Source organism: Actinoplanes sp. NPDC026670 (assembly GCF_040638175.1).
GTDB lineage: Bacteria > Actinomycetota > Actinomycetes > Mycobacteriales > Micromonosporaceae > Actinoplanes.
Genome location: NZ_JBEZXU010000043.1, coordinates 70,827 through 93,686, shown reverse-complemented (window position 1 = coordinate 93,686; position 22,860 = coordinate 70,827). Strand labels below are relative to the sequence as shown.

Annotated in this window: 17 protein-coding genes; 14 read left to right on the top strand and 3 right to left on the bottom strand. The window is 73.3% G+C overall.

Annotated elements, in window-relative coordinates; all coding sequences use genetic code 11:
* Nucleotides 1-797: 797 nt before the first annotated feature.
* On the bottom strand, nt 798-1,670 hold the full coding sequence (locus AB0E94_RS34205; RefSeq protein ID WP_360335080.1) for a hypothetical protein: 873 nt from the start codon (nt 1,668-1,670) through the stop codon (nt 798-800).
* A gap of 93 nt (nt 1,671-1,763) precedes the next feature.
* Here AB0E94_RS34205 and AB0E94_RS34200 point away from each other — a divergent pair, with 93 nt between their 5' ends.
* A complete protein-coding gene (locus AB0E94_RS34200; RefSeq protein WP_360335078.1) occupies nt 1,764-2,342 on the top strand; it encodes a TetR/AcrR family transcriptional regulator in 579 nt (192 codons plus the stop codon).
* Here AB0E94_RS34200 and AB0E94_RS34195 read toward each other — a convergent pair.
* Complete coding sequence (locus AB0E94_RS34195) at nt 2,317-2,475, bottom strand: hypothetical protein (RefSeq protein WP_360335076.1); 159 nt, start codon at nt 2,473-2,475, stop codon at nt 2,317-2,319. The two genes, AB0E94_RS34200 and AB0E94_RS34195, sit on opposite strands and share 26 nt — an antisense overlap.
* 428 nt (nt 2,476-2,903) lie before the next feature.
* On the opposite strand from AB0E94_RS34195, the gene AB0E94_RS34190 reads away from it, so the two are divergent.
* Nucleotides 2,904-4,418, top strand: coding sequence for an FAD-dependent oxidoreductase (locus tag AB0E94_RS34190; RefSeq protein ID WP_360335074.1), 1,515 nt, complete (start codon nt 2,904-2,906; stop codon nt 4,416-4,418).
* Nucleotides 4,419-4,571: 153 nt separating this feature from the next.
* On the opposite strand, the gene AB0E94_RS34185 is transcribed toward AB0E94_RS34190, so the two are convergent.
* Nucleotides 4,572-5,525, bottom strand: coding sequence for an ABC transporter substrate-binding protein (locus AB0E94_RS34185; RefSeq protein WP_360335072.1), 954 nt, complete (start codon nt 5,523-5,525; stop codon nt 4,572-4,574).
* A 102-nt stretch (nt 5,526-5,627) separates the two neighbouring features.
* On the opposite strand from AB0E94_RS34185, the gene AB0E94_RS34180 reads away from it, so the two are divergent.
* The 12 genes from AB0E94_RS34180 (at nt 5,628) to fxsT (ending at nt 22,833) form a co-directional block, all read left to right on the top strand.
* Nucleotides 5,628-7,472, top strand: a complete 1,845-nt coding sequence (locus tag AB0E94_RS34180) for a diguanylate cyclase (RefSeq protein WP_360335070.1) — start codon at nt 5,628-5,630, stop codon at nt 7,470-7,472.
* A gap of 40 nt (nt 7,473-7,512) precedes the next feature.
* On the top strand, nt 7,513-7,905 hold the full coding sequence (locus AB0E94_RS34175) for a hypothetical protein (protein WP_360335068.1): 393 nt from the start codon (nt 7,513-7,515) through the stop codon (nt 7,903-7,905).
* Nucleotides 7,902-8,852: a hypothetical protein gene (locus tag AB0E94_RS34170; RefSeq protein WP_360335066.1), complete on the top strand. Its 951-nt coding sequence runs from the start codon at nt 7,902-7,904 to the stop codon at nt 8,850-8,852. The genes AB0E94_RS34175 and AB0E94_RS34170 overlap by 4 nt, the downstream gene beginning before the upstream one ends.
* Nucleotides 8,852-9,790 (top strand): AAA family ATPase, encoded by a 939-nt coding sequence (locus AB0E94_RS34165; RefSeq protein WP_360335064.1) that lies wholly within the window; start codon nt 8,852-8,854, stop codon nt 9,788-9,790. The genes AB0E94_RS34170 and AB0E94_RS34165 overlap by 1 nt, the downstream gene beginning before the upstream one ends.
* Nucleotides 9,777-11,570 (top strand): hypothetical protein, encoded by a 1,794-nt coding sequence (locus AB0E94_RS34160; protein WP_360335062.1) that lies wholly within the window; start codon nt 9,777-9,779, stop codon nt 11,568-11,570. The genes AB0E94_RS34165 and AB0E94_RS34160 overlap by 14 nt, the downstream gene beginning before the upstream one ends.
* Nucleotides 11,567-12,823 carry a hypothetical protein gene (locus AB0E94_RS34155; RefSeq protein ID WP_360335060.1) on the top strand — a complete coding sequence of 419 codons (1,257 nt, stop codon included), beginning with the start codon at nt 11,567-11,569 and terminating at the stop codon, nt 12,821-12,823. The genes AB0E94_RS34160 and AB0E94_RS34155 overlap by 4 nt, the downstream gene beginning before the upstream one ends.
* The gene (locus AB0E94_RS34150) at nt 12,820-13,872 is read left to right on the top strand and encodes a TIR-like protein FxsC (protein WP_360335058.1); all 1,053 of its coding nucleotides are present in this window, start codon (nt 12,820-12,822) and stop codon (nt 13,870-13,872) included. The genes AB0E94_RS34155 and AB0E94_RS34150 overlap by 4 nt, the downstream gene beginning before the upstream one ends.
* Before the next feature lie 320 nt (nt 13,873-14,192).
* The gene (locus AB0E94_RS34145) at nt 14,193-16,358 is read left to right on the top strand and encodes an FxsB family cyclophane-forming radical SAM/SPASM peptide maturase (RefSeq protein WP_360335056.1); all 2,166 of its coding nucleotides are present in this window, start codon (nt 14,193-14,195) and stop codon (nt 16,356-16,358) included.
* A complete protein-coding gene (locus tag AB0E94_RS34140) occupies nt 16,346-17,149 on the top strand; it encodes an AAC(3) family N-acetyltransferase (protein ID WP_360335054.1) in 804 nt (267 codons plus the stop codon). Before AB0E94_RS34145 ends, AB0E94_RS34140 begins: the two co-directional genes overlap by 13 nt.
* Nucleotides 17,146-17,808: a hypothetical protein gene (locus AB0E94_RS34135; RefSeq protein WP_360335052.1), complete on the top strand. Its 663-nt coding sequence runs from the start codon at nt 17,146-17,148 to the stop codon at nt 17,806-17,808. The genes AB0E94_RS34140 and AB0E94_RS34135 overlap by 4 nt, the downstream gene beginning before the upstream one ends.
* Nucleotides 17,805-18,977, top strand: coding sequence for a TIR-like protein FxsC (locus AB0E94_RS34130; protein WP_360335050.1), 1,173 nt, complete (start codon nt 17,805-17,807; stop codon nt 18,975-18,977). The genes AB0E94_RS34135 and AB0E94_RS34130 overlap by 4 nt, the downstream gene beginning before the upstream one ends.
* Nucleotides 18,970-22,833, top strand: coding sequence for an FxSxx-COOH system tetratricopeptide repeat protein (fxsT, locus tag AB0E94_RS34125; RefSeq protein WP_360335048.1), 3,864 nt, complete (start codon nt 18,970-18,972; stop codon nt 22,831-22,833). The genes AB0E94_RS34130 and fxsT overlap by 8 nt, the downstream gene beginning before the upstream one ends.
* Nucleotides 22,834-22,860: the final 27 nt, after the last annotated feature.

Below are 22,860 nucleotides of genomic sequence, written 5' to 3'. Positions count from 1 at the left end.
CCTCAGTCGCCGTCGCCGGCCGCTGACCGCCAGCGCTGGCCGCTGACCAACGGCGCTGACCGTTGACCGCCAGCGCTGGGCGTTGACCAACGGCGCTGGCCGGTGACCGCCAGCGCTGGCCGGTGACCAACGGCGCTGGGCGTTGACCAACGGCGCTGGGCGCCGCCGCTGACCGCTGGCCGCCGGCGCTGACCGCTGACCGTCAGCGCCGGCCGTTGCGAATGCGGCCACTTCCTCGGTCCTGAGCGCCCGACCACCGTCGCAGGCGACTGAAACTCCGGCCCGAGGCCGAGAATGTCGTATTCGCGGAGGTCCGTCCCCGGCCAACCTTGTAGATCTTGCACGGTTTTCCACGCTGGCAGCAATCTTGCACGTTTCTTCACGTGTGGGCATGTTTTGTCGTGCAAGGTCTACTGCGCCCGGGAGACCTTGCAGCTTTCTTCCCGCCGGGAGGCGGAAAAGGCTGCAAGATCGGCGCGAGCGTGGAGAACCGTGCAAGATCCGCGGGCGGCGAGGCGCAGGCGGCAAGTCGCGGGCGTGGAGACGCGGGCCGCAAGACTCGGGCAGCGGGACTCGGGCCGCAAGACTCGGGCGGCAGCAGCCCGGGCGGCGGCAACGCGGGCGGCAGCAGCCCGGGCGGCGGCAACGCAGGCGGCGGCAACGCAGGCGGCGGCAACGCAGGCGGCGGCAACGCGGGCCGCAAGACTCGGGGCCGCAGCAGCCCGGGCGGAGGCAGCGCAGGCGGAGGCAGCGTGGGCGGCGAGGCTCGGGCGGTGGGGGCGTTGGCGGGCGCTGGGTCAGCTGAGCAGCGTGGTGGTGAACGGGCCGGCTGCCATCGGGAAGTGCAGTTCGACGGCGCCGGCCTGTGCTGTGACCACGTGCACGTCCCGGTAGCGGCCGTGTGGGCGTGCGGTCAGCCCGGTGATCCGGGCCCGGGGCAGAACCGTGCGGGCCAGGGAGAGGTCGTCGCCGGCCGGGGTGAACCAGTCGCGCCGGTGAATGACCTGGATCTCCCGGTCGTCGGCGACCAGGATCGAGGCGTGCAGGGTGATCGGCCAGACCCGGCGGTAGAGCCGTTCCGCCGCGGCGTGCGGCACCACCACCCGGCGCTCCGAGGCGTTGATCAGCCGCAGGCCGGGCTCGGACCCGATCAGCCGGTGGTAGTCGGTCAGCAGCCCGGTGTCGTCCCGGCCGAGTCGCGGCTCAGCCGGGACGCCCAGGTCGTCGGCGACCACCGACGGCGTGGCCGGCAGACAGCGCAGGCGCAGCTCACGGATCAGATCACGGATCGGGCCGCTGGCCGAGCCGTTGTAGGCGACCGTGTACGCCGAGCCGTCCACCACGTGCACGGTCAGGCGGCCGTTGAGCAGGCGCACGCTGTCCTCGATCGCCGCCACCCTGTCGAGCGGCAGGCTCACCCGGTCGAAGGTGTCGCCGGTCCGCCACAGCACGGTCAGTGTCTCGTCGTCGAGGGCGAGCAGGTAGTCGTACAGATGCATGCCGGGGTTGGCGTTTCGCCGTTCGATGTCCCGCGGCACCTTCAGGACCAGGCGGCAGGTGGCCGGGTCGAGCCCCGCGTTTCGGTAGAGCCGGGGCAGGTCGTCGGCCGTGCGCACCTCGTCGATCCACGGCCCGAAGGCGTCGAACTCCCTGGTGCTGTGCATGTTCATCGCCGGCCTGTCCCATCGTCCGCTACCGAGTTGACAAGATAGGCTCACTTTGTCAAGCTCGTCAACCACGACGAGGGTTGGGGCGGGAGGGCCATGCCGGCAGCATCGCGCGCCGACGAGATCGCGGACTCGGCCGCCGCGGTGTTCCAGCGTTACGGGCTGCGCAAGACCTCGATGGACGATCTGGCCACCGCCGCCGGCCTGTCCCGGCAGGGGCTCTACCTGCACTTCCGCACCAAGGAGGCACTGTTCCACGCCTCGCTGCGGCGGATCCTGCAACGGCAGCGTGAGGGGGTCGCGCAGGCCCTCGCACCCGATGGCCGGCACCTCCGTGACCGGCTGTCCGCCGCGCTGGCGTGCCTGCACAGCGAGTACACGGCCGTCTATCACGGGACCACCGCGGAGCTGATCGACGCGGCGGCCACACTCGGCCGGTCGCTACTGGACGAGACGACCCGGGACATCACCGCCCAACTGGCCGGCGCGCTGGCCGAAGCTCCGCGTCACGACCGCCCGGCCGACGCCGGACAGCTCGCTGCCCTGCTGCTCAGCGCCGTCGTCGGGGCCGCCCACCTCTACCCGGGCGACAACGGCCGGGACCGGATCGACACCGCCCTGACCGTCGTGCTGGCCGGCTCCCGGAGGGTCAGCGAGGAGTCCGGCCCCCCTTGATCACGCCCAGCGCGATCGAGGCCACGAGCGCGATCAGCCCGATGATCAGCAGCCACTTCACGGCCTTCAACAGCAGACCGAGAACGATCAGCACGACGGCGGCGACGGCAAGGGTGTAGAGCAGGGAGCGCATGGTCCGGGGCTACCCGCCGGCCGGAAACGGCAAACCGCCGTCCAGCCGGAGCCCAGATGCCGCTCCCGGTGGACCGAGCACACCCGGTCGAAGGTTGCGATGCGGCCGACATCCGAGATGAAACAAGCACACCCGGACAAGGGCGGCGGTGCGGCCGACATCCGGGACGAAGCAAACGCACCCGGACGAAGGTGGCGATGTGGCTGGCATCCGGGACGAAACAAGCACACCCGGACGAAGGCAGCGGTGCGGCCGACATCCGGGACGAAGCAAACGCACCCGGACGAGGGCGGCGGTGTGGGCGGTGTCCGGGTCGGCGTCGCCATCCGGGCGCGGCGGCCGGGACCGGGCCGAAAATCGGTGGCGGGCGGCTGCGGCCGGGGCGAGCATGCGCGGGGTGATCGTTTCGGGGACGGGTGGGCAGTGGGATGGGACGGCTTGCCGGGTTTGCGGTCTCGCACTGGGGAGAGGATCCGTGGGCTCGAGGATCGTGGAGCCTGATCGGGCGGGACGGCTCGCCCGCGGATCGGGTGGCGCTGGGCGCGCCGATCGGTGGGCGGCTCGTCATCGCCGGGGAGGCCACTCATCCGACGCGGGCCGGGATGACGCATGGGGCGTACGAGCAAGGGGTTCTGGCGGCGGCCTGGGCCGCGGATCTGGGACATGACCGGATCGCGGTGGTCGGGGCCGGGATGGCCGGTCTGGCCGCCGGGCGGGCCTTGACCGAGCGTGGCGTCGACGTGGTCATCTGGGAGGCCCGGGACCGGATCGGCGGGCGGACCGCCCCGGCCGAGATCGACGGCGCCGGTTTCGACCTGGGCGCCAACTGGCTCCAGCAGTACGACGACAACATCCTGGCTCGCCTCGCCGAGAGCCTGTCGCTGCGCACCGTGCCGACCGACTTCGACAACCCGCTGATCCTCGACGGTTCGCCGCGCCCGGCGAACGCGGAGACGGAAGCGATGGCGAGGGCGAGCGCCGAAGCGAAGGCCGGCGCGGACGCGGAACCGAAGGCGGACGCAGAAGCGAAGGCGGGCGCGGAAGCGAAGGCGGGCGCGGAAGCGAAGGCGGGCGCGGAAGCGAAGGCGGGCGCGGAAGCGAAGGCGGGCGCGGAAGCGAAGGCCGAGGCGAGGGCGAAGGCGGGGGCAGGCAGGGAAGCGAAGGCGGGGGCGGAAGCGGGGGCGGAAGCGGAAGTCGCGGTGTGGGCTGGCGAGGCCATCGAGGCCGAACTCAGGGACCGGCTGGCGGCGGCGCCGGACGGAGGGTCGGTGGCTGAGGTGATCGAGGCGTGGACCGGTGGCCTCGGCGACGAAGAAGCGGAGGCGGTCCGGCGGTTCGTCGACGCCGAGATCATGATGGACTCCGGGGCGCCGCTGTCGTGGCTCAGTGCCCGGCACGGGTTCGAGCCCGGCGTCGGGGAGGGTGACCGGTGGATCGCCGGCGGGTACCGGCTGGTCACCGAGCATCTGGCGGCGGGCCTTGCGGTGCGGCTCCGGCATCCGGTCCGCCGGATCGTCGTCGACCCGGACGGGGTGACGCTGTCCGGGGACGCCGGTTCGGTGCGGGCCGGCGCGGTGATCGTCACGGCGCCGCTGGGGGTGCTGGCGGGTGGCGGCATCGAGTTCGAGCCGCCGCTGCCGGAACCGCACCGGGCCGCTCTCGGCCGGCTGGGGATGGGCCGGGTGGAGAAGGTGGTGCTGCGGTTCGGTGAGCGGTTCTGGCCGGCGCATCCGGCCGGCTACTACCGGGTGCACGGCCCGGCCACCGGCTGCATCAGCGAGTGGCTGGACGCGACCGACGCCGATGGCGTCCCCACGCTGGTCGGGCTGTTCGCCGGGCCGTGGCTGGACGAATTGTGGACCGGTTCCGACGAGGAGATCGCCGCCCGCGCCGCGGCCGTCTTCGCGCGGGCCGCGGGCCGGGCGCCGGAACATTCCGGATAGCCGGCCGCACGGCCGCCGAACGGAGAGAGCGGGCCGGTCCGGACAACCGGCCACGCAGCCGCCGAACGGAGAGAGCGGGCCGGTCCGGATAGTCGGCCACGCAGCCGCTGAACGGAGAAAGCGGGCCGGGAGAGCGGACCGCGGCCGCCCGGGTCAGGGCAGCAGGGTGGTCAGGTCCGGTTTCGTGGTGAGGAGGCCGTCGGTCACCGCGAGGCCGGCCAGCGTGTCCACCGAGGCCTTGTTGATCTCGGCGGGCCACTTCGGGAGGACCAGCGCCGCCCGCACCTCCGGCGTGATCTTGGTGTAGGTGGCCAGCACGTTGCGGACCTCGTCCGGGTGGGCGTCGGCGTACTCCAGGGACTTCTTCATCGCCGTGGTGAACCGGGCGACCAGGTCGGGGTTGCTGCCGATCAGCTGGTTGGAGGTGAAGTACATGGCGACGGTCAGGTCGGGCGCCACGTCGACGTAGCTGGACGCGATCCGGCGGGCGCCCGCGGCGACGGCGGCCTGCTGGAACGGCTCGACCACGAAGATCGCGTCGACGCTGCCCGACTCCAGGGCCGGGACCTGGTCGGGGAAGGCCAGCTCGGTGAACTTCACCGCGGCCGCGTCGCCGCCGTCCTCGCGTACCGACTCTCGCACGCTCGTCTCGACGATGTTCTTCAGGGTGTTCGCGGCGACCGTACGGCCGACGAGGTCTTTGGCGGTTTTGATCGGGCTGTCGGCTTTGACGAAGAGGCTGCCGAAGTCCTGACCGTCGGCGCCGGTCGAGTTGGTGCCGTTGGCGACGACCTTGACCGGCAGGTTCTTGGAGGCGCCGAGCAGCAGCGAGACGGTGTTGCTGAAGCCGAACTGGTATTCGCCGTTGAGGACGGCCGGCACGATCGCGGCGCCGCCCTGCGCGGTGGTCAGGGTGAGGTCGATCTTCTGCTCGGTGAAGAAGCCCTTCTCCTTGCCGAGGTAGATCGGTGCGACGTCGACGATCGCGATGACCCCGGTGTTGACCTTGTCGAGGGCGGCGGCGGGGGTCGTGGGCTCGTTGCTGCAACCGGCGGCCAGCAGGGTCGTCGCCGCGGTGAGGATCGCGAGCAGGCGTGATCGTCGCATGGAAACGGAACCTAGACCGGACATTCGCATCCGTCAATTATCTTCAGGTCGGGCCCGCCCCTGCCGACAGTTCCGCGAAGGCTGAGGGAGGTGGGCGCGGGCATGTCGCAGGTGAGCGGAAGACGGCGCGGCGACGCCGCGACCCGCTGGATCCGTGGCGCCCTCGCCGGGGTTTACCTGGCGCTCGCCATCACCAACTTCCTGATCCTGGCCGGCACCGCCCGCACCGTGATGACCGCGCTGGACGGCGCGACCGCCCTGTTCATGGCGATCGCGGCGACCAGTCGACGGCCCGGCCGGCGCGGTGAGCTGCTGGCGTTCCTGCCGATCATCGACAGCGTCGCGCAGGTGGCCGTCACCGGCCGGCTCCAGTACAGCACCACCCTGATGCTGACCCTGCTCGGCGTCGGCGCGGCCGTGACCTCACGGCGGATCTTCACGGCGTCGGCGCTGCTCGGGGTCGGCGGCTGGGCGCTGACGGTGGCCGCCGAGGAGCAGCTGCGCGGGCCGGACACCGGCTACTACAGCGTGCAGGTGGTGTTCGCGGCGCTGCTCGGCGCGCTGATGCACGAGGCGCTGCGCCGGCGGCAGCTGGCGCTCAAACGGGCGCACGAGAAGGTCACGACGGTCGCCGAACGGTTCGAGCGGCTGTTCAACGCGTCACCCACCGGGGTGGCGATCGCCGACGAGACCGGGCGGATGGTGGCCGCCAACCCGGCCTTCTGCGAGCTGGCCGGACGGCCCGAGGGCGAGGTCCTGGGCGCCGACGTCACCCCGTTCCTCATCGAGGGCGAGCATCGGATGGTACGGCCGGACGAGTCCACCCGATGGGCGTACGCCACGGTCGCGGTCAGCGAGGTCGCCGGCCGCCCGTGGACGCTGCTGCAGATGCAGGACGTCACCGACCGGCACCTGGCCGAGGAGGAGGCCCGCCACTCGCACAAGCTGCTGGCCGCCGTGGCCGCGGCGGCGCGCCGGATCCGTACCGGTGAGGACGCCCGCGCCACGATCATCGCCGCGATCCGGGACCTGGCCGCCGCCGACAGCGTGTCGCTGCTGGAGGCGCCGGTGGACACCGGGTCGCGTACGCCGGCCGGCCCGGTCCGTGAGGTGGTGGTGACCGACGCGGACGGCGCCGCCGTGATCGGCACCCGGGTGCCGCTGGACGGCACGTCGATGATCGCCCGGGTGTGGCTCAGCGGCGAGGAGATCTTCCTGGCCGACCCGGCGTCCGACCCGCGGGTGTCGGCGGAGCTGCTGAAGAAGGTCGACGGGAAGTCGATGATGTGGCAGCCGGTGATCGTCGACGGGGCGGTCACGGCGGTGCTCGCGGTCGGCTGGAGCCGCCGGGTGGAGTCGGTGAGCGACTACCGTACGCGTGCGGTGGCCCTGCTCGCCGACGAGACGGCGCTGGCGCTGGAGCACGAGCGGCTGCTGCGCCGGCTGGAGCGGATGGCGTTCACCGACACGCTGACCGCGCTGCCGAACCGGCGGGCCTGGCAGGAGGCGATGGACCGGATGGTCGCCGACGCCGAGGAGTCGGGCGAGCCGCTGACCGTGGCGATCGCCGACCTGGACCATTTCAAGCGCTACAACGACACGTACGGCCACGCGGCCGGCGACGAGCTGCTGCAACGGGCGGCGGCGGCGTTCGCGGCGGGCATGCGCGACGAGGACTTCCTGGCCCGCTGGGGTGGCGAGGAGTTCATGTTCGCCCTGCCCGGCACGGGTTCCGACGACGCGGTCAAGGTGCTGGACCGGATGCGGGCCGCGATGCCGGACGCCCAGACGTGCAGCATCGGCGTGGCCACCTGGGACGGCCGCGAGTCGCTGGCCCAGCTGCTGCAACGAGCCGACGCCGCGCTCTACACGGCCAAGCACGAGGGCCGCGACCGGGTACGCGCGTCGGCGCGCGCGCTGAGCACGTTCCGGAGCCCGGCCGCGTAAATCATTGACGACCTTGATCCGGTCGTGTGATGTGGACGCCGTGGACTCCGACGACCTGATCTTCGAGTTGCGGACGCTCGTCGACGAGACCGCCGCGCCCGCGCCGGACACTGTGGACGTCGCCGGGTCCGGCACCTTCCGGGTCGCCGAACGCCGGCTGCGGGAGTTCTTCCTGCACTCGCCGGTCCCGGCGGTCACCGTGCTGGTCGGGGACCGGCCGGTCGGCGTGGTCACCAGGCGCGCCCTGTTCGCCGCGGGCGGCACCGCGGCCGAGCCCGGCGCCGGTGAGCGCCTGGAACCGCTGGGTGACTCGACCCGATACCGTCTACTCGTCTTCGCCTGCCGGGCGTGCGACCGGACCGAGCACCGCATCCACTACGACCCCCGCGACCTTCCGCACTGCGCCCACGGCCGGATGGAGCTGCAACGATGAGCCTGGACGCGCTGGCCAACCCACCGGACGTGCTGGTGTCGCCGCGCTTCTTCCGGACCGCTTATCTGCCCGCGTACGCCGCCGCGATCTTCCTGATCGTCCTGGTCTGGGCGGGCGCGCCCGGGCAGCGGGTGGACTTCGGCGACGCGTGGGCGACGGCCAAGGACCTCGGTGTCCTGGAGGCGGTCCTGATCGCTCTGGCCGTGGTGCTGGCCGCGGTGGTCGTCCAGCCGTTGCAGTCCTGGCTGGTGCGGGTCCTGGAAGGCGACGTCCCGCGCTGGCTGGGCGCCTCGCTGCGGCAGCGCCGGCACGTGACGCTGCGCAGCCGGATGGCCGGGCAGGCGGCCGCCGCCCTGTCCGCCGCCGTGCAGTCCGGGCAGCAGCGGCAGATCAACGAGGCCGGGCAGGCGTCGGCGCGGCTGCGGTCCCGGTACCCGTCCGAGACCGAGGTCCGCGCCACCCGGCTGGGCAACGTGCTGGCCGCCACCGCCGACACCGCCGGGCAGGATCACGGCCTCGACCCGATCGTGGTCTGGCCGCACCTGTACCCGCTGCTCGGCGAGAACATCCGCGGCGTGGTCGACGACCTGCGGGACGCGCTCGACGCCGCGGTCCGGATGTGTGTGGTGATGGCGCTGACCGCGATCGGCGCGGCCGGGCTGCTGGCCTGGCACTCGGGCTGGTGGACGCTGCTGGCGCTGGTGCCGCTGGGGATCTCGGTGCTCAGCTACGCCGGGGCGGTGCGGGCCGCGGTCGCCTACGGGACCGGGGTGCGGGCGGGGCTCGACCTGCACCGGTTCGACCTGCGGACCGCGCTGCACCTGCCGCTGCCACGTGACCCGGCGGCCGAGCGGATCGCCAACGAGGAGCTGTGCGACCTGCTCCGGCAGGGTGTTCCACTGCGCGGCTCGTACGAGCATCCGCCGCGGCCGGACCAGGAGAAATGATGAGCGTCCTCCCGTACAGCCGGATCGTCGCGCAGAACCATCTGAAACAGGCCCTGGAGATCGCCTACGTCTCCCCCGCGGTCGGCGGTGTGCTGGCCACCGGCCGCCGGGGAACCGCGAAGTCGACAACCGTGCGGGCCTTCTCCCGGATGGTCTCCGGGGACCTTCCGGTCACCCTGCCGCTCGGCGCCACCGAGGACCGGGTGGTCGGCGGCTGGAACGTCGACCGGCTGCTGCAGGGCGAGAGCACCTGGATGCCCGGCCTGATCGAGGAGGCCGGCGGCGGCGACTCCACCGGCGTCCTCTACGTCGACGAGATCAACCTGCTCGAGGACCATCTGGTCAACATCCTCCTCGACGCGGCGGCGACCGGGATCCTGACCGTCCAGCGGGACGGGGTCTCCCGCAGCAACGTGCCGGTCCGGTTCAATCTCGCCGGCACGATGAACCCCGAGGAGGGCGGGCTGCGGCCGCAGCTGCTGGACCGGTTCGGGCTGGTGGTGTGGGTGGACTCGGCCGCGTCGGCGAGTGAGCGGGCCGAGATCCTGACGACCGTCCTGGAGTTCGAGCGGCTGTCGGCCGGGCCGCCGGAGGAGCTGCGGGCGGCGTATGCGGCGGACGAGGAACACCACCGCCGTCTGGACGCCGCACGCAGCCGGGTGCCCGGGATCGTGATCCCGGAGAAGGCCGCCACCATGGCGGCCGCGATCGCCGTGGAGTTCGGTCTGGACGGGCACCGCGGCGAGCTGGCCATGCTGCGCGCGGCGCGGGCGATCGCCGCCATCGCCGGGGACGGCGAGGTGGACGCCGGTCATCTCACCGAGGCGGCGCCGCTGGCCCTGGTCCACCGGCGCGGGACGAGCGAAAGCGGCACGCTGCGCCGGTGGTCGGCCGAGGACGACGCGATCGTGGCGCGGGCGACAAGTGCTGCCGGCTGACACCGTCGCCGACCGGATCGCGGGCACGCTGACGTGCGCCGCGTTCGATCACCGGCTGGGCGGCGTCCTGCTGCTGGACCTCCGTCCCGACCTGCTCGACGGCCTGGCGGCCGGGCTGGCGGGCGCGGTCGGCGGCCCGGCCCGGGTCGTGACGCTGGGCGCCGACGACACCGACGACACCCTCTGGGTGAGCACGGGCTCCGGGTTCGCCCCCGCGGCCGGCCGGTTGCGGGAGTCGCCGGACGAGACGCTGATCGTCGTCGTTCCCGACCTGTCGCGCGCCGGCCTGGCGGTGACCAGGGCCGCCACCGTGCTGATCGGGGCCGACGGTGCGGTCGCCGACCGGCACGGCACGCATGCGGCCTGGCGCCCGCGGGCCCGGTGGCTGGCCGCCTGCCCGGCGGCTGCGGCACAGCGGTTGTCACCGCACCTTCTGGACCGTTTTCCGGTACGGGTGGCCGCCGCCGGCTTCGGGACCCCGCCACGCACGTCCGCGCAGATCCGGGCCGCCCTGGATCAGGACACTCCCGGCCTTCCACCCGGACTCGCGGTGCCGTCGCCACTGACCGGCCCGCTGCCGGTGATGTCGGCCGCGGCCGCCACGGCCGTGACCGGGGTGGTCGGCGAGTCGCCCTCCCCGCACCGCCGGGACCTGGCGCTGGCCCGCGCGGCCCGGGTCGTCGCGGTCTCGGACCGGGCCGGCACGGTCGAACCGCGCCACGTCCACCGGGCCGCCGAGCTGCTCGGTCTCCGCAGCCCCGCGCCGGCCTCCCTGGCTCCTGCCACCGTCGAGCCGGCGTCCTCTCCCGAGCCGACGTCTTCTCCCGAGCCGGCGACGACCGGCGACGGCACGGCGGCGTGGCCCGAGGCGGTCGAGGCGGACACTGCGGTCGGGCAGCCCCTGCGACCGGCCCTCACCAGTGTCCTCCCGCCCGCAGCGGGACCGGCGGCCGTACCGGAGCAGATGCTGTATCCGGAGGACTCGCCGGACGCCCTGCCCGACTTCGCCAGTCTGCGGCCGCCGTGGCAGCGGGCCGGAACCCGGCGGCCCGGCCGCGGCCCGGTCATCGGCACCGAGCCGGCCGGCCGCCCGGTCGACATCGCCTATCTGGCGACGGTCCTGGAGGCGGCCAAGTTCCGCCGGATCCGGCACGGCGCCGCCGCGCCACTGCGGATCCACGCCTCGGACCTGCGGTCGAACCGCCGGCAGCCGCAACCGGACGCCGCGCTGGTGCTGCTGCTCGACCACACCAGCCGGCGCGGCTGGGACGTCACCGCCGCGCTCGCGCCGTACCTGGGCTGGGCCTACACCCGGCGGGCCGCGGTCAGCCTGATCGAGCTCGGGCACCGGGACGCGGTGTCCGAGCTGCAGGCCGAACGGCGGCGGCTGTCCGGGGTGCTCGACCCGGCGCTGAACGTGGCGCTCGACCGGGCGCCGGCACGCGCCACGCCGCTGGCCCACGGCCTCGACCTGGCACTGCAGGAGATGCGGCTCCGGCGGCGCAACCTGCCGATCCGGGACGGCGAGGCCTGGCTGGTGGTCGTCTCGGACGGGCGGGGCAACGTCCCGCTGGAGGCGAGCCAGCGGGACGTCCTCCCGCGATCGGTCAGCCGGGCCGGCGTCGACGACGCCGTCACGGTCGCCGGCGGTTTCGCGGGACTGCGGGCGGTACGCGCGGTCGTGCTGGCCCCGCCGGAGCTGAGCCACTACCGGGATCTGCCGTTCGCCCTGGCCGGCGCGATGGCGGGCATCGTCGCCCGGCCGGACGGCGCGCCGTGACGGCGAACCGGGTGGTCGGGGCGCTCCAGGGCCGGTCCACGCCGGCCCCGCTCGTGCCGGTGGCCGCCGAACCGGCCGGCGAGATCCGTCCGGCGGCCGCGGCGGAGGCGACCGGGATCCCGATGCCACCGGCCGCGCCCGATCTGAGCCGGGAGCTGCCCCGCGATGTCGCCCTGCTCAAGGTCATCGCCGTCGACGACGCCCCGGACCGCTACCGGTTCCGGCTGGAGGGCTACTTCCGCGGCCGGCTGTGGAGCAGCACCGAGTCCGACGAGAAGGCCCACCTACGGCCCGGCCTGGCCATGGACGACGCGCTGACCGCGGACAGCGAGGCCGCGCTGGAGGCCGCCGTCGAGTACTACGAGTTCATCATGGGCTGGTCCGCGACCAAGCACGGGCTGGGCAACTGGCTGCGCGGGCTGCGGGCCGCCGAGCCGGCCGGGGTGCGGCTGATCATCTGGGACGACACCGACACCGGCCTGCCCTGGGAGCTGTACCGGCTGGTCGACGGGGCGGCGCACCGGTGGCTGGGCGAGACGTTCCCGGTGACCCGGTGGACCACGATCCACGACCCGGACCGGCACGGCCAGTTCAGCGCGTCCGGCGAGCCGGTGCGGTCCGGCGGCGGGATCCTCTGCTTCGAGGACGGCGAACTGGTCGCCGGGGCCGGGCTGAGCATCACCTCGGTGGCCGCCGTCAGCCGCGTGGACACCCTGGTCGAGCTGCTGCGGCGACTCGACGACGAGGGCCAGCGCTTCGGGCTGGTCTACGTGCGGGCGCACGGCCGGCACGGCACGGACGTCCGCAGCGCCCGGCTCGGTGGCATCCCGCTGGCCAGGTTCGAGACTCTCGGGCTGCGGGCGGTGCACGCCTCCGGCTCGGTGGTGCTGCTGAACGCCTGCAACTCGGCCCGTCCCGTCGTCGACCCGGCGATGGGCGACCGGGCCAACCGCAACTTCGCCGAGATCTTCCTGCGCCGCCGGGCCCTCGCCGTCGTCGCCACCATGGGCGAGGTGCCGACCGGCTCGTCGGCGGCCCTGGCCCGCAGCATGATCGCCCGGGCCCGCGCCGGTGGCGTGCGGATTCCCGAGTTCCTCCAGGGCCGGCGGGCCGACGCCGCCCGTGAGCTGCCGGCCGACACGCTCGCGCTGGGGCCGGGCGAGCGGGAGGCGATCCAGGATTTCCTGTACGCCTCCCGGTACGTCTACTTCGGCCACCCGGACACCCTGTTCGTGCTGGGCGAGCCGGCATGAGCCCGGCCCGGGAGGTGCGCGTCCAGCCGATCGTCAGCTGGCATCCGGACGAGGGGTCGGCCGCCGCCCGGATCATCTCGGTCGATCTGGAACTCGCCGACCAGGCCGCCGGCTGGCCGTACGAGGAGGAGGAGTTCCTGGTCGGCTGCATGATCGACGGGCGGCCGTCGTGCACGGTCCGGGCCCTGGACAGCGCCGGGGTGGTGCTGCACCGGTTCGGCGGCACCTACGGCCCGACCTGGTTCCGCGCCGAACTGACCGACCCATCGGCCGACCTGGGCACCACGAGTCTGTGGCTGACGCTGACCACGTCCGGCGGGGTGCCGTTCTACACCGCCGCGATCCCCCTCGACGGCAGCGGCCTGCGGACCGCCGAGCGTCCGGCGCCCCCGCCGAGGCCCGCACCCACGCCCAAGCCCGCGCCGGTCGCCGACGATCCGGACGCCCCGGTCTTCCTCCTCAGTTACGCGCGCCCGGCCCGCTCCCGCACGGTCGGGCCGCCCCGCGAGCCGAGCCGCGACGTCATCCGGCTCTTCGACGATCTGTCCGAGCTGGTCGGCGAACTGACCGGGGCGCCGGCGCCCGGCTTCATGGACCGGATCCTGGACGGCGGCGACAGGTGGGAGAGCTCCCTGCTGCGGGCGGCCGGCACCAGCCAGGTGCTGGTGTCCCTGCTGTCCGGCCCGTACCTGCGCAGCCCCTGGTGTGCCCTGGAGTGGGACGTCTTCGCCCGCCGCCCGGTGGTGTCGCGCACCGGCGAGCCGCATGCGCAGACCGCGATCGTCCCGGTGCTGTGGACCCCGTTCAGTGAGCCGCCGCCGCCCACGGTCGCGGCCGTGCAGATGTTCACGCCGACCGGGCTGCCGGACGAGAGCGGAACCGCCCGGTACCTGGCGGACGGGCTGTTCGGGCTGACCCAGACCGGGCAGACCGCGACCTACGACGCGATCGTCTGGAAACTCGCCCTGCACATCGTGCGCCTCCACCAGGACTACCGGGTCGAGCCGCTGGTCCCGCCGGGCGTCGAGGGGCTGCGCACCGGCTTCTGAGGACGGTCACCATCCGTGCAGAGGCGGGTGACTTTACGTCGAGGGCTGTCTATGCTCTAGGAACCGCTCGTCCCGATCGGGCGAGCTTCCCTGCCCACCACCGGTCACCGGGGAGACAAGCGCCGTGGAAGAACCCACATCACGCCAGATGACCGTGCCCGTTCCGCTGGATCGCGGGGCCGCGCGGGACGTCACCGGAATTGTCAATCGGATCATGCGGTCGGCCGCTCCGGCGGACCGGGTGGCGGCACGGGAGCGGCCTTCTGACGTCTCCGCGTTCCAGTCGGCCATCTGAGCGCGCGGCGCCGCCGGCCCGGCCGGTGCGCCAGTTCGTCCTCAAGGTTCACGAGCTCTGCAATCTGTCCTGCGATCACTGCTATGTCTACGAGCACGCGGACCAGACCTGGCGGGAGCGGCCGGCGATCATGTCGGCGGCCGTGGTGGAGCGTGCGGCGGCCCGGATCGCCGAACACGCGGCGCGACACCGGTTGCCCGCGGTCGGGGTGGTTCTGCACGGTGGCGAGCCGCTGCTGCTGGGCCGGGCCCGGCTGCGGGAGATGCTGACGGTTCTCCGGTCGGTGGCGGGCGCGGTGACCGATCTGGATCTGCGGATGCAGACGAACGGGATCCGGCTCGACGAGCCGATGGCCGAGCTGCTGCTGGAATTCGGGGTCCGCGCCGGGGTGTCGCTGGACGGTGACCGGGCCGCCAACGACCTGCACCGGCGGTACCGCAACGGGGCGAGCAGCCACGACCGGACGCTGCGGGGCCTGGCGCTGCTGCGGTCGCCGCGGTTCCGGGACGCGTACGCCGGGATCCTGTGCACGATCGACGTGCGCACCGATCCGATCGCCGTGTACGAGGCGCTGCTCGCGCAGCAGCCGCCCCGGATCGACCTGCTGCTTCCGCACGCGACCTGGGATCGGCCTCCGCCGTTTTCGGCGGGCGGTACGCCGTACGCTCAATGGCTCCTGAAGGTTTATCGCCGTTGGCTGTCGGACGGGCGCCCGGTGCCGATCCGGCTGTTCGACGCGCTGCATGCCACCGCCGCCGGCCGGGACAGCGGCGTCGAGTCGGTCGGCGCCGACCGCGGCGACCTGGCGGTGGTCGAGACCGACGGGTCGTGGGAGCAGCCGGATTCGATGAAGACCGCGTTCCACGGCGCGGCCGCGACGGGTCTGACCGTTTTTGATTCCTCGGTCGACGACCTGGCCGCGACGCCGGCGATGCGGCTGCGGCAGAGCGGCCTGGCCGGGCTGTCCGCGACGTGCCGGGCCTGCCCGGTGGTGGCGCGCTGCGGCGGCGGCCTGTTCGCGCACCGGTTCCGGACCGGCTCCGGCTTCGACAACCCGTCCGTCTACTGCACCGATCTGAAAGGACTCATCACCGCGATGGCGACCCCCGGCCCGTCCGATCTGCCCCGGTCCGTCTTCGACGAGCTGGCCTCGGGCGGCGGCGGCGCGGACGCCGTCGCGCACCTCACCGCCGCCCAGGAGGCGATCACCAGGTCGCTGCTGGTCGCGGCGGCGGACCGGCTGCCGGACGCGTCGTGGTCGCTGCTGTCCGAGATCGACGATCAAAACCCGGCTGCGGTACGGCGGGTGCTGGCTCACCCGTTCGTCAGGGCGTGGGCGGTCCGCCTCCTGGGCGGGCACGACGGCCCGGAGCGGTTCGCCGACGTGGTGGCGGCGGCCGCGCTGATCGCCGGTGTGGACGCGAAGGTGCCGGTGACGCCCCGGGACGGGCGGGTGCATCTGCCGACTCTCGGCACGCTGACCGTGCCGCCCGGCGTGACGAGCCTGACGATCCGCGGCGACCACCCGGCCCGGCTGGCGCCGACCGCCTCGGTGACCGCCGGTGACCTGACCGTGCGGCTGGAGGACGCCGACCCGTACCGGGACTGTCACGGCTGGCCACCCACCGGCACGCTGACCGGCGACGATCGGGCGGCCTGGGCGGGCGCGCTGCGGGCGGCGTGGCCGTCGGTGCTGGCCGACGCCCCGGAACACGCGGCCGGGCTGGCCGCCGGGCTCACCGTGCTCACCCCGCTGGTCCCGGACCAGGTGACGCTGCGCAGCGCCACCTCCCGGCAGGCGTACGGCGCGCTCGGCATCGCCCTCACCCCGGACCCGGCGGCACTGGCGGTGATGCTGGTGCACGAGTTCCAGCACACCAAACTGGGCGCGGTCCTCGACCTGGTCGACCTGGTCGACCCGGACAGCGAGGTGCTGGTGAAGGTGGGCTGGCGGCCCGATCCACGGCCGGCCGAGCTGGTGTTGCAGGGCATCTACGCGCACCTGGCGGTCGCCGGCATCTGGCGGCGGCGGGCCGGGCGGGGCGAGGCGGGCGCCGAGAAGCACTACGACATGTACCGGGACTGGACCGTGGCGGCGATCGGTCAGCTGTCCGGCTCGGGGGCGCTGACCGCGGACGGCCGGCGGTTCCTGGACCGGCTGGCCGCGACGATCGGCGAGTGGCCCGGGTGAGACCGGACCAGGCCGCCCTGGCCGCCGATCTGCGGGCGCTCGGGCTCCCCGCCGGCGACGTGGTGGTGCACGTGTCGCTGCGCCGCCTCGGCCCGCCCCGGGACGGCCCGCGCGCGCTGCTGGCGGCGCTGCGCGAGGTGGCCGGGCCGGGCGCGACGATCGTGGTGCCCACGCACACCGCGCACAACTCGACGACCAGCCCGGCGTTCCGGGCGGCGACCCGCGGGATGGGCCCGCCCGAGCTGGCCCGCTACCTGGACACCATGCCCGGCTTCACCCCGGCGACACCGTCCACCGGGATGGGCGTGTTCGCCGAGCATGTCCGCACCGCGCCGGGTACCGTCCGCAGTGGACATCCACAGACCTCGTTCGCGGCCACCGGGCCGCGGGCGGCCGAGCTGATGGCGGTGCACGACCTGGACTGCCATCTCGGCGAACGCTCGCCGGTCGGCGCGCTCTACCGGGCCGGGGCGTACGAGCTGATGATCGGCTGCGGCTGGGAGCGGTGCACCGGGCTGCACCTGGCGGAGGGACGGGTGCGGTGGCCGCGGCGCAAGCAGTACACCTGCTTCGTCGAACGGGACGGCAAACGGGTCACCGAGCACTTCCTCGGCATCGACCACGACGACCGGGACTTCGCGTCGCTCGGGGCGGCGTTCGACCGTACCGGTGGCTCGCGGCGCGGCCGGATCGGGCGGACCGAGGCGCTGCTGACGCCGTTGCGTGGGGCGGTTGATTTTGCGGTGCGGTGGTTGACTGAGAACCGGCGATGGGAGGAGGACGGCGGGTGACCGATGCGACTGTGGACGACCCGGGCGCGCCGGTGTTCTTCCTGAGCTACTCCCGGCCGGACCGGACCCGTTCGGTCGGCCCGCCGCGCGAGCCCAACCGCAACGTGATCCGGCTCTTCGACGACCTGAGCGAGCTGGTCAACGAGCTGATCGGGTCGCCTGTCGGCGGTGAGCCGGGCTTCCTCGACCTGGGCCGGGGCGGCGGCGACCTGTGGCAGAAGACGGTGCTCCAGGCGGCCGGCACCTGTCAGGTGATGGTGTGCCTGGTGTCGTACCCATACCTGTTCCACAGCACCTGGTGCCCGCTGGAGTGGGACGTGTTCGCGCGCCGCCGGGTGCTGCCGCGCGGCGGCCCGGCGCCGGGCGGCGAGAGCGCGATCGTCCCGGTGCTGTGGACGCCGTTCGAGCAGGCGCTGCCGCCGCCGGTCGCGGCCGTGCGGATGTTCACCCCGACCGGTCTGCCCGATGAGGACTGGACCGCCCGTTACCTCACCGACGGGCTGCTCGGTGTCGCCCGGACCGGGCAGACCGCGATCTACGACGCGATCGTCTGGAAACTGGCCATGCACATCCAGCGCATCCACGGACGGTACCGGGTCGAGCCGGCCGTGCCGGACGGGGTGGCGGGCCTGCGCACGAGTTTCAGGGAGGGCACGTGAACCCGATCCCGCCGGACCGTTGCCGGTTCTTCCTGTCCTACGCCAAGTCGGCCCCGGGGACGTCGCCGGGCAACCGGGACACCGACATCTGGGTCCGCAACTGCTTCGACGACCTGTCCACCGCGGTGGCCCGGCAGCTCGGCGCCGATCCGGCGACCGTCGGGTTCGTCGACGACCTGCTCGCGCCGGGCGCCACCTCGAAAGCGACGATCGCCGAGCAGCTGGGCCGGGCCGAGGTGTTCGTGCCGCTCTACTCCCCCGGCTACTTCCTCAAGTCGTGGCCGATGCGGGAGCGGGCGGTCTTCCTGGAACGGCTCGGCCGGGCCTTCCCGGACCGGCCCACGCTGGCCCGCTCGCACGTCGTCCCGGTGCTGTGGCTGCCGGTCACCGACCGGGCCCAGGCGGCCGAGGCGAGCGCGGCGCTGCCGATCGGCGCCGGCATCCCGGAGTACGCGGAGAACGGCCTGCGGGCGCTCGGCCGGCTCAGCGCCTACCGGCACCTCTACGACCGGGTCATCGGCCGGATCGCGCACCGGATCGTCGAGGTGACCGGGCGGCGCTGGCTGCCGGCCAGCCGGACCGTGCCGTTCGACGAGGTCCCGGTGCCGGACCTGCCGACCGGGGAGACGCCGTTCGTGGTGGCGGTCAGCACCGGCCGCGGCGCCACGGCGACCTGGCAGCCGTACCGCGGCACACCCGACGTGCCGCTCGCCGAGTTCGCCGCGACCCGGGCCGAGCAGCAGGGCCTCGCCGTCCGGATCGTCGACCGGGCCGACGAGATGAAGGTGCTGGACGGCTCGCCCGCGATGATCCTGGTCGACCCGTGGCAGCCGGCCGGCGCCGCCGGGCTCGACGTGTTCCGCGGCCACCTGCACCGGTGGGTCACCCCGGTGCTGGTCGCCGACCGCGACGATCCGCGGTACGAACGCAGCGGCGCGGACCTGCTCGCCGGGGCCGAGGCGCGGCTCTCCGAGCTCGGCGCGGCCCGTGTGTACCGCGCCCTCGATGTGGAACAGTTGGCCAGGCTGATGCCGTCGGTGGTGAGCGAGGCCCGCCGCCACTTCATCCGGCGGGCCAACGTCCAGCAGCCGGAGGGTCCCGCCCGGCCACGACTCGGCATCAACGACCCAACGCAACGACGCGGATTCGAGAAGAGCGACGATGAGTGAGCAGCGGCCCGGCAAAGTGGTGACGTTCTACTCGTTCAAGGGTGGCACCGGGCGGACCATGGCACTGGCCAATGTGGCCTGGATCCTCGCCGCCAACGGCAAGCGGGTGCTGGTCACCGACTGGGACCTGGAGTCGCCGGGCCTGCACCGGTTCTTCGGGCCGTTCGTGCGCCCCGAGGCGGTGGAGTCGGCCAGCGGCGTCATCGACATGGTCCGCGCCTACGAGTGGGAGGCCGCCAAGAAGCCGCTCGAACCCGACTGGCGGCGCCGGCTGGCCCGGGTGCACGAGCACGCCTTCTCGGTCGACTGGGACCACTTCCCGGCCGGCGGTCACCTGGACTTCCTGTCCGCGGGCCGGCAGAACCCGAAGTACGCGGCCAGCCTCACCGGGATGAACTGGGACGACTTCTACGAGCAGCTCGGCGGCGGGCTGTTCCTGGACGCGCTGCGCCAGGACATGCGGGCCAACTACGACTACACGCTGATCGACAGCCGGACCGGGCTCAGCGACGTCGCCTCGATCTGCACCGTCCAGCTGCCGGACGTCCTGGTCAACTGTTTCACCCTGAGCGAGCAGGGCATCGTCGGCGCCTCCCAGGTGGCGGTCGAGGTCGCCCAGAACACGTTGCAGCGCGACATCCGGGTGCTGCCGGTCCCGATGCGGGTGGACCCGGCCGAGAAGGACAAGGCCGACGCCGGGCGGGCCCTGGCCATGCAGCGGTTCCCCGGCCTGCCGGACGGCATGTCACCGGTCGAGCGCAGCCGCTACTGGAACGCGGTCGAGGTGCCGTACCGGGCCTTCTACGCCTACGAGGAGATCCTCGCGACGTTCGGCGACCCGCCCGGCCAGACCACGTCGCTGCTCGCGGCGTACGAACGGCTCGCCGCGCACATCACCGACGGCGAGGTGACCGCCATGCCGGTCCTCGACGAGGCGCTGCGCACCCGCACGGTGAACCGGTTCGTACGGCAGGCGCCGGTCACCGAGGAGGAGGTGACCCTGGAGTACGCGCCGGAGGACCTGGCCTGGGCCGAGTGGATCGGCGGGCTGCTGGCCGCGGCCGGCATCCGGGTGCACGACGCCGGCGGACACCCCTCGGGCGAGGTCAGCGGCCGCCGGATGACCCTGGTCTCGCACTCCACCGCCGGCGCCCCGAACGACGTGGTGCCCCGCAGCCGGGTCGACGCGCGGCCCTCGCTGGCCGTGTACGTCGACGACATCTCGCCGCTGCCCGCCTACCCGCTGGCCGCGTCCGCGTTCATCAGCGGCAAACCGATGGAACTGGCGATGGAGCGGGTGCTGCGCCTGGTCGGGCGCAGCGTGGGCGACACCGACCCGCAGGCGATCGGGGTCCGCTTCCCGGGCCGGCCGCCGGCGGTGTTCAACCCGCTGGTCCGCAACGCCCGGTTCACCGGCCGCGAGCAGGACCTGCGGGAACTGCGGGCCCGGCTGCGCGGCGGCCGGCCGGTGGTGGTGTCCGGCAATCCGCCGCCGACGCTTCAGGTGGCGTTGCAGGGCATGGGCGGCATCGGCAAGACCCAGGTCGCCCTGGAGTACGCCCACCGGTTCAAGAACTCCTACGACGTGGTGTGGTGGGTCGACGCCGAGCAGACCAAGTTCATCGACATCGCCCTGTCCGACCTGGGCAAGGCGCTCGGCCTGACCACACCGCAGACCAGCGTGCTGGACGCGGCCCGGTCGGTGATCAGCGCGCTCGAACAGGGCAGCCCGCACACCCGGTGGCTGATCATCTTCGACAACGCCGAGGAGGTCGAGGAGGTCCTGCCGTTCCTGCCGCACGGCCCCGGCCACGTGCTGATCACCTCCCGCAACCGGGAGTGGGGCGAGCGGGCACAGCCGATGACCATCGACGTGTTCCAGCGGCACGAGAGCGTCGCCCACCTCAAGGCCCGGGTCGCCACCATCCGTACCGATCAGGCCGAACGGATCGCGGTGGCGCTCGGCGACCTGCCGATCGCGGTGGCGGCCACCGGCGCGTGGCTCGCGGAGACCGGCGAGCAGGTCAACGAGTACCTGCGCCGGGTCGAGCGGGAAGGCCCGGACCGGACCGTCGACCAGGTGTGGAGCCTGTCGCTGGAGCTGCTCCAGGAGCGGTCCCCGGCGGCGTACCGGCTGCTCCAGCTCTGCTCGATCCTGGCCCCGGAGATCACCCTCGACCTGATCATCAGCGACGAGCTGGCCGAGCTGCTGGGCCGCTACGACAAGGAGATGTCGGTCCGGCTGTACCGGCACGCGCTGGTCCAGCACATCAACCGGCTGGCGCTGCTGAAACTGGACCGGGCGCGCAGCCAGATCCAGGTGCACCGGCTCCTCCAGCACGTGGTCCGCAACCGGATGACCCCGCAGGAGCTGCGGCAGGCCCGGCACGAGATCCATCTGGTGCTGGCCGGGCTGCGGCCGCGTGACGAGATCGACGACTCGCGGTCGTGGCCCCGGTTCCGGATGCTGTGGCCGCACCTGGAGATGTCCGACGCCGCCGAGTGCGACGACGAGCAGGTCCGCCAGCTGATGATCGACCGGGTGCGGTACCTCTGGTACAACGGCGCCCTGCCGGAGGGCCGCCAGCTCGGCGAGCAGGTCGACCGCCGGTGGAACGAGATGCTGCTCGACCAGACCGACGAGGCCGGCCGGACGTCGCTGCGCCGGCAGATCCTCAACCTGCGGTTCAACGTCGCCAACATCCTGCGCGAGTCGGCCCACTTCGAGGAGGCCCGCGCCCTCGACGAGCGGGTCCTCGCCGAACAGTCCGAGCTGCTCGGCCCGACCCACCCGCACACCCTGATGACCGCCGGTGGCCTCGGCGGCGACCTGCGGGCGCTGGGCCGGTACAGCGAGGCACAGGAACGCGACGAGAAGACCTACGCGGCATGGATGGACTACTTCGGCGAGGACTCGTCGCGGACCCTGTCGGCGCTGAACAACCTGGCCACCACCCAGCGGCTGGCCGGCGACTTCCGGGCCGCCCGGGCCCGGGACGAGGAGCTCTACGAGCGGAACAAGACGATCAACGGCGAGGATCATCCGCGTACGCTCGGCACCGGCACCAACCTCGGGCGTGACCTGCGCGAAGCAGGCGAGTACCAGCTCTCCGCCGAGTTGCTGGAGGAGATCGCCCACAAGCACGAGCGGGTGTTCGGGCCGTCCTCGTACCGGACGCTCAGCGCCAAGGCCAACTGGGCGGTGTCACTGGGGTCGCTCGGCCGGCAGCGGACCGCGGCAGCGCTGCTGGAGGAGGCGTACGAGCAGCTCAACGAGGCGGTCGGCCCGACCCACCCGGACACGCTGGCGTGCCGTCTGAGCCGGGCGGTCAGCCTGCTCGCCGGTGGTGAGGTGAGCAGCGCGATCAGCGAGCTGGAGGAGGTGCGGCTGGCGTACGGCGCGAGCCTCGGCCTGCGGCACCCGCACACTCTGGTCTGCCTGAACAACCTGGCCGCAGCGCAACGGGCCAAGGGCGAACTCGCGCAGGGCCTGGAGCTCGCCGGGACGGCGTCCCGGGAACTCGGCGAGGTGCTCGGGGCGCGGCATCCGTACGCGCTGGCGGCCGAACTGAACCTGGCGGTCCTGCACGCCGAGACCGGTGAGCTGGCCACCGCGCTGCGCATCATCGAGCCGACCATGCAGCGGCACCGCGAGGTGCTCGGCCCGGACCATCCGGACACGCTGCGCTGCGCCGCCAACCGGGCGCTGATGCGCCGCGCCGCCGGTCAGCCGATCCTCGAGGACGCCGACGTCGCCGACCGGATGGAACACGCGCTCGGCGACTCCCACCCGGCGGTGGTGGCTCTCGGCGAGGGCCGCTACCTGCACCGCATGCTCGACCCGCACCCGTTCTGACGGTCTGACCGGAGTCGCCGCAGCGGC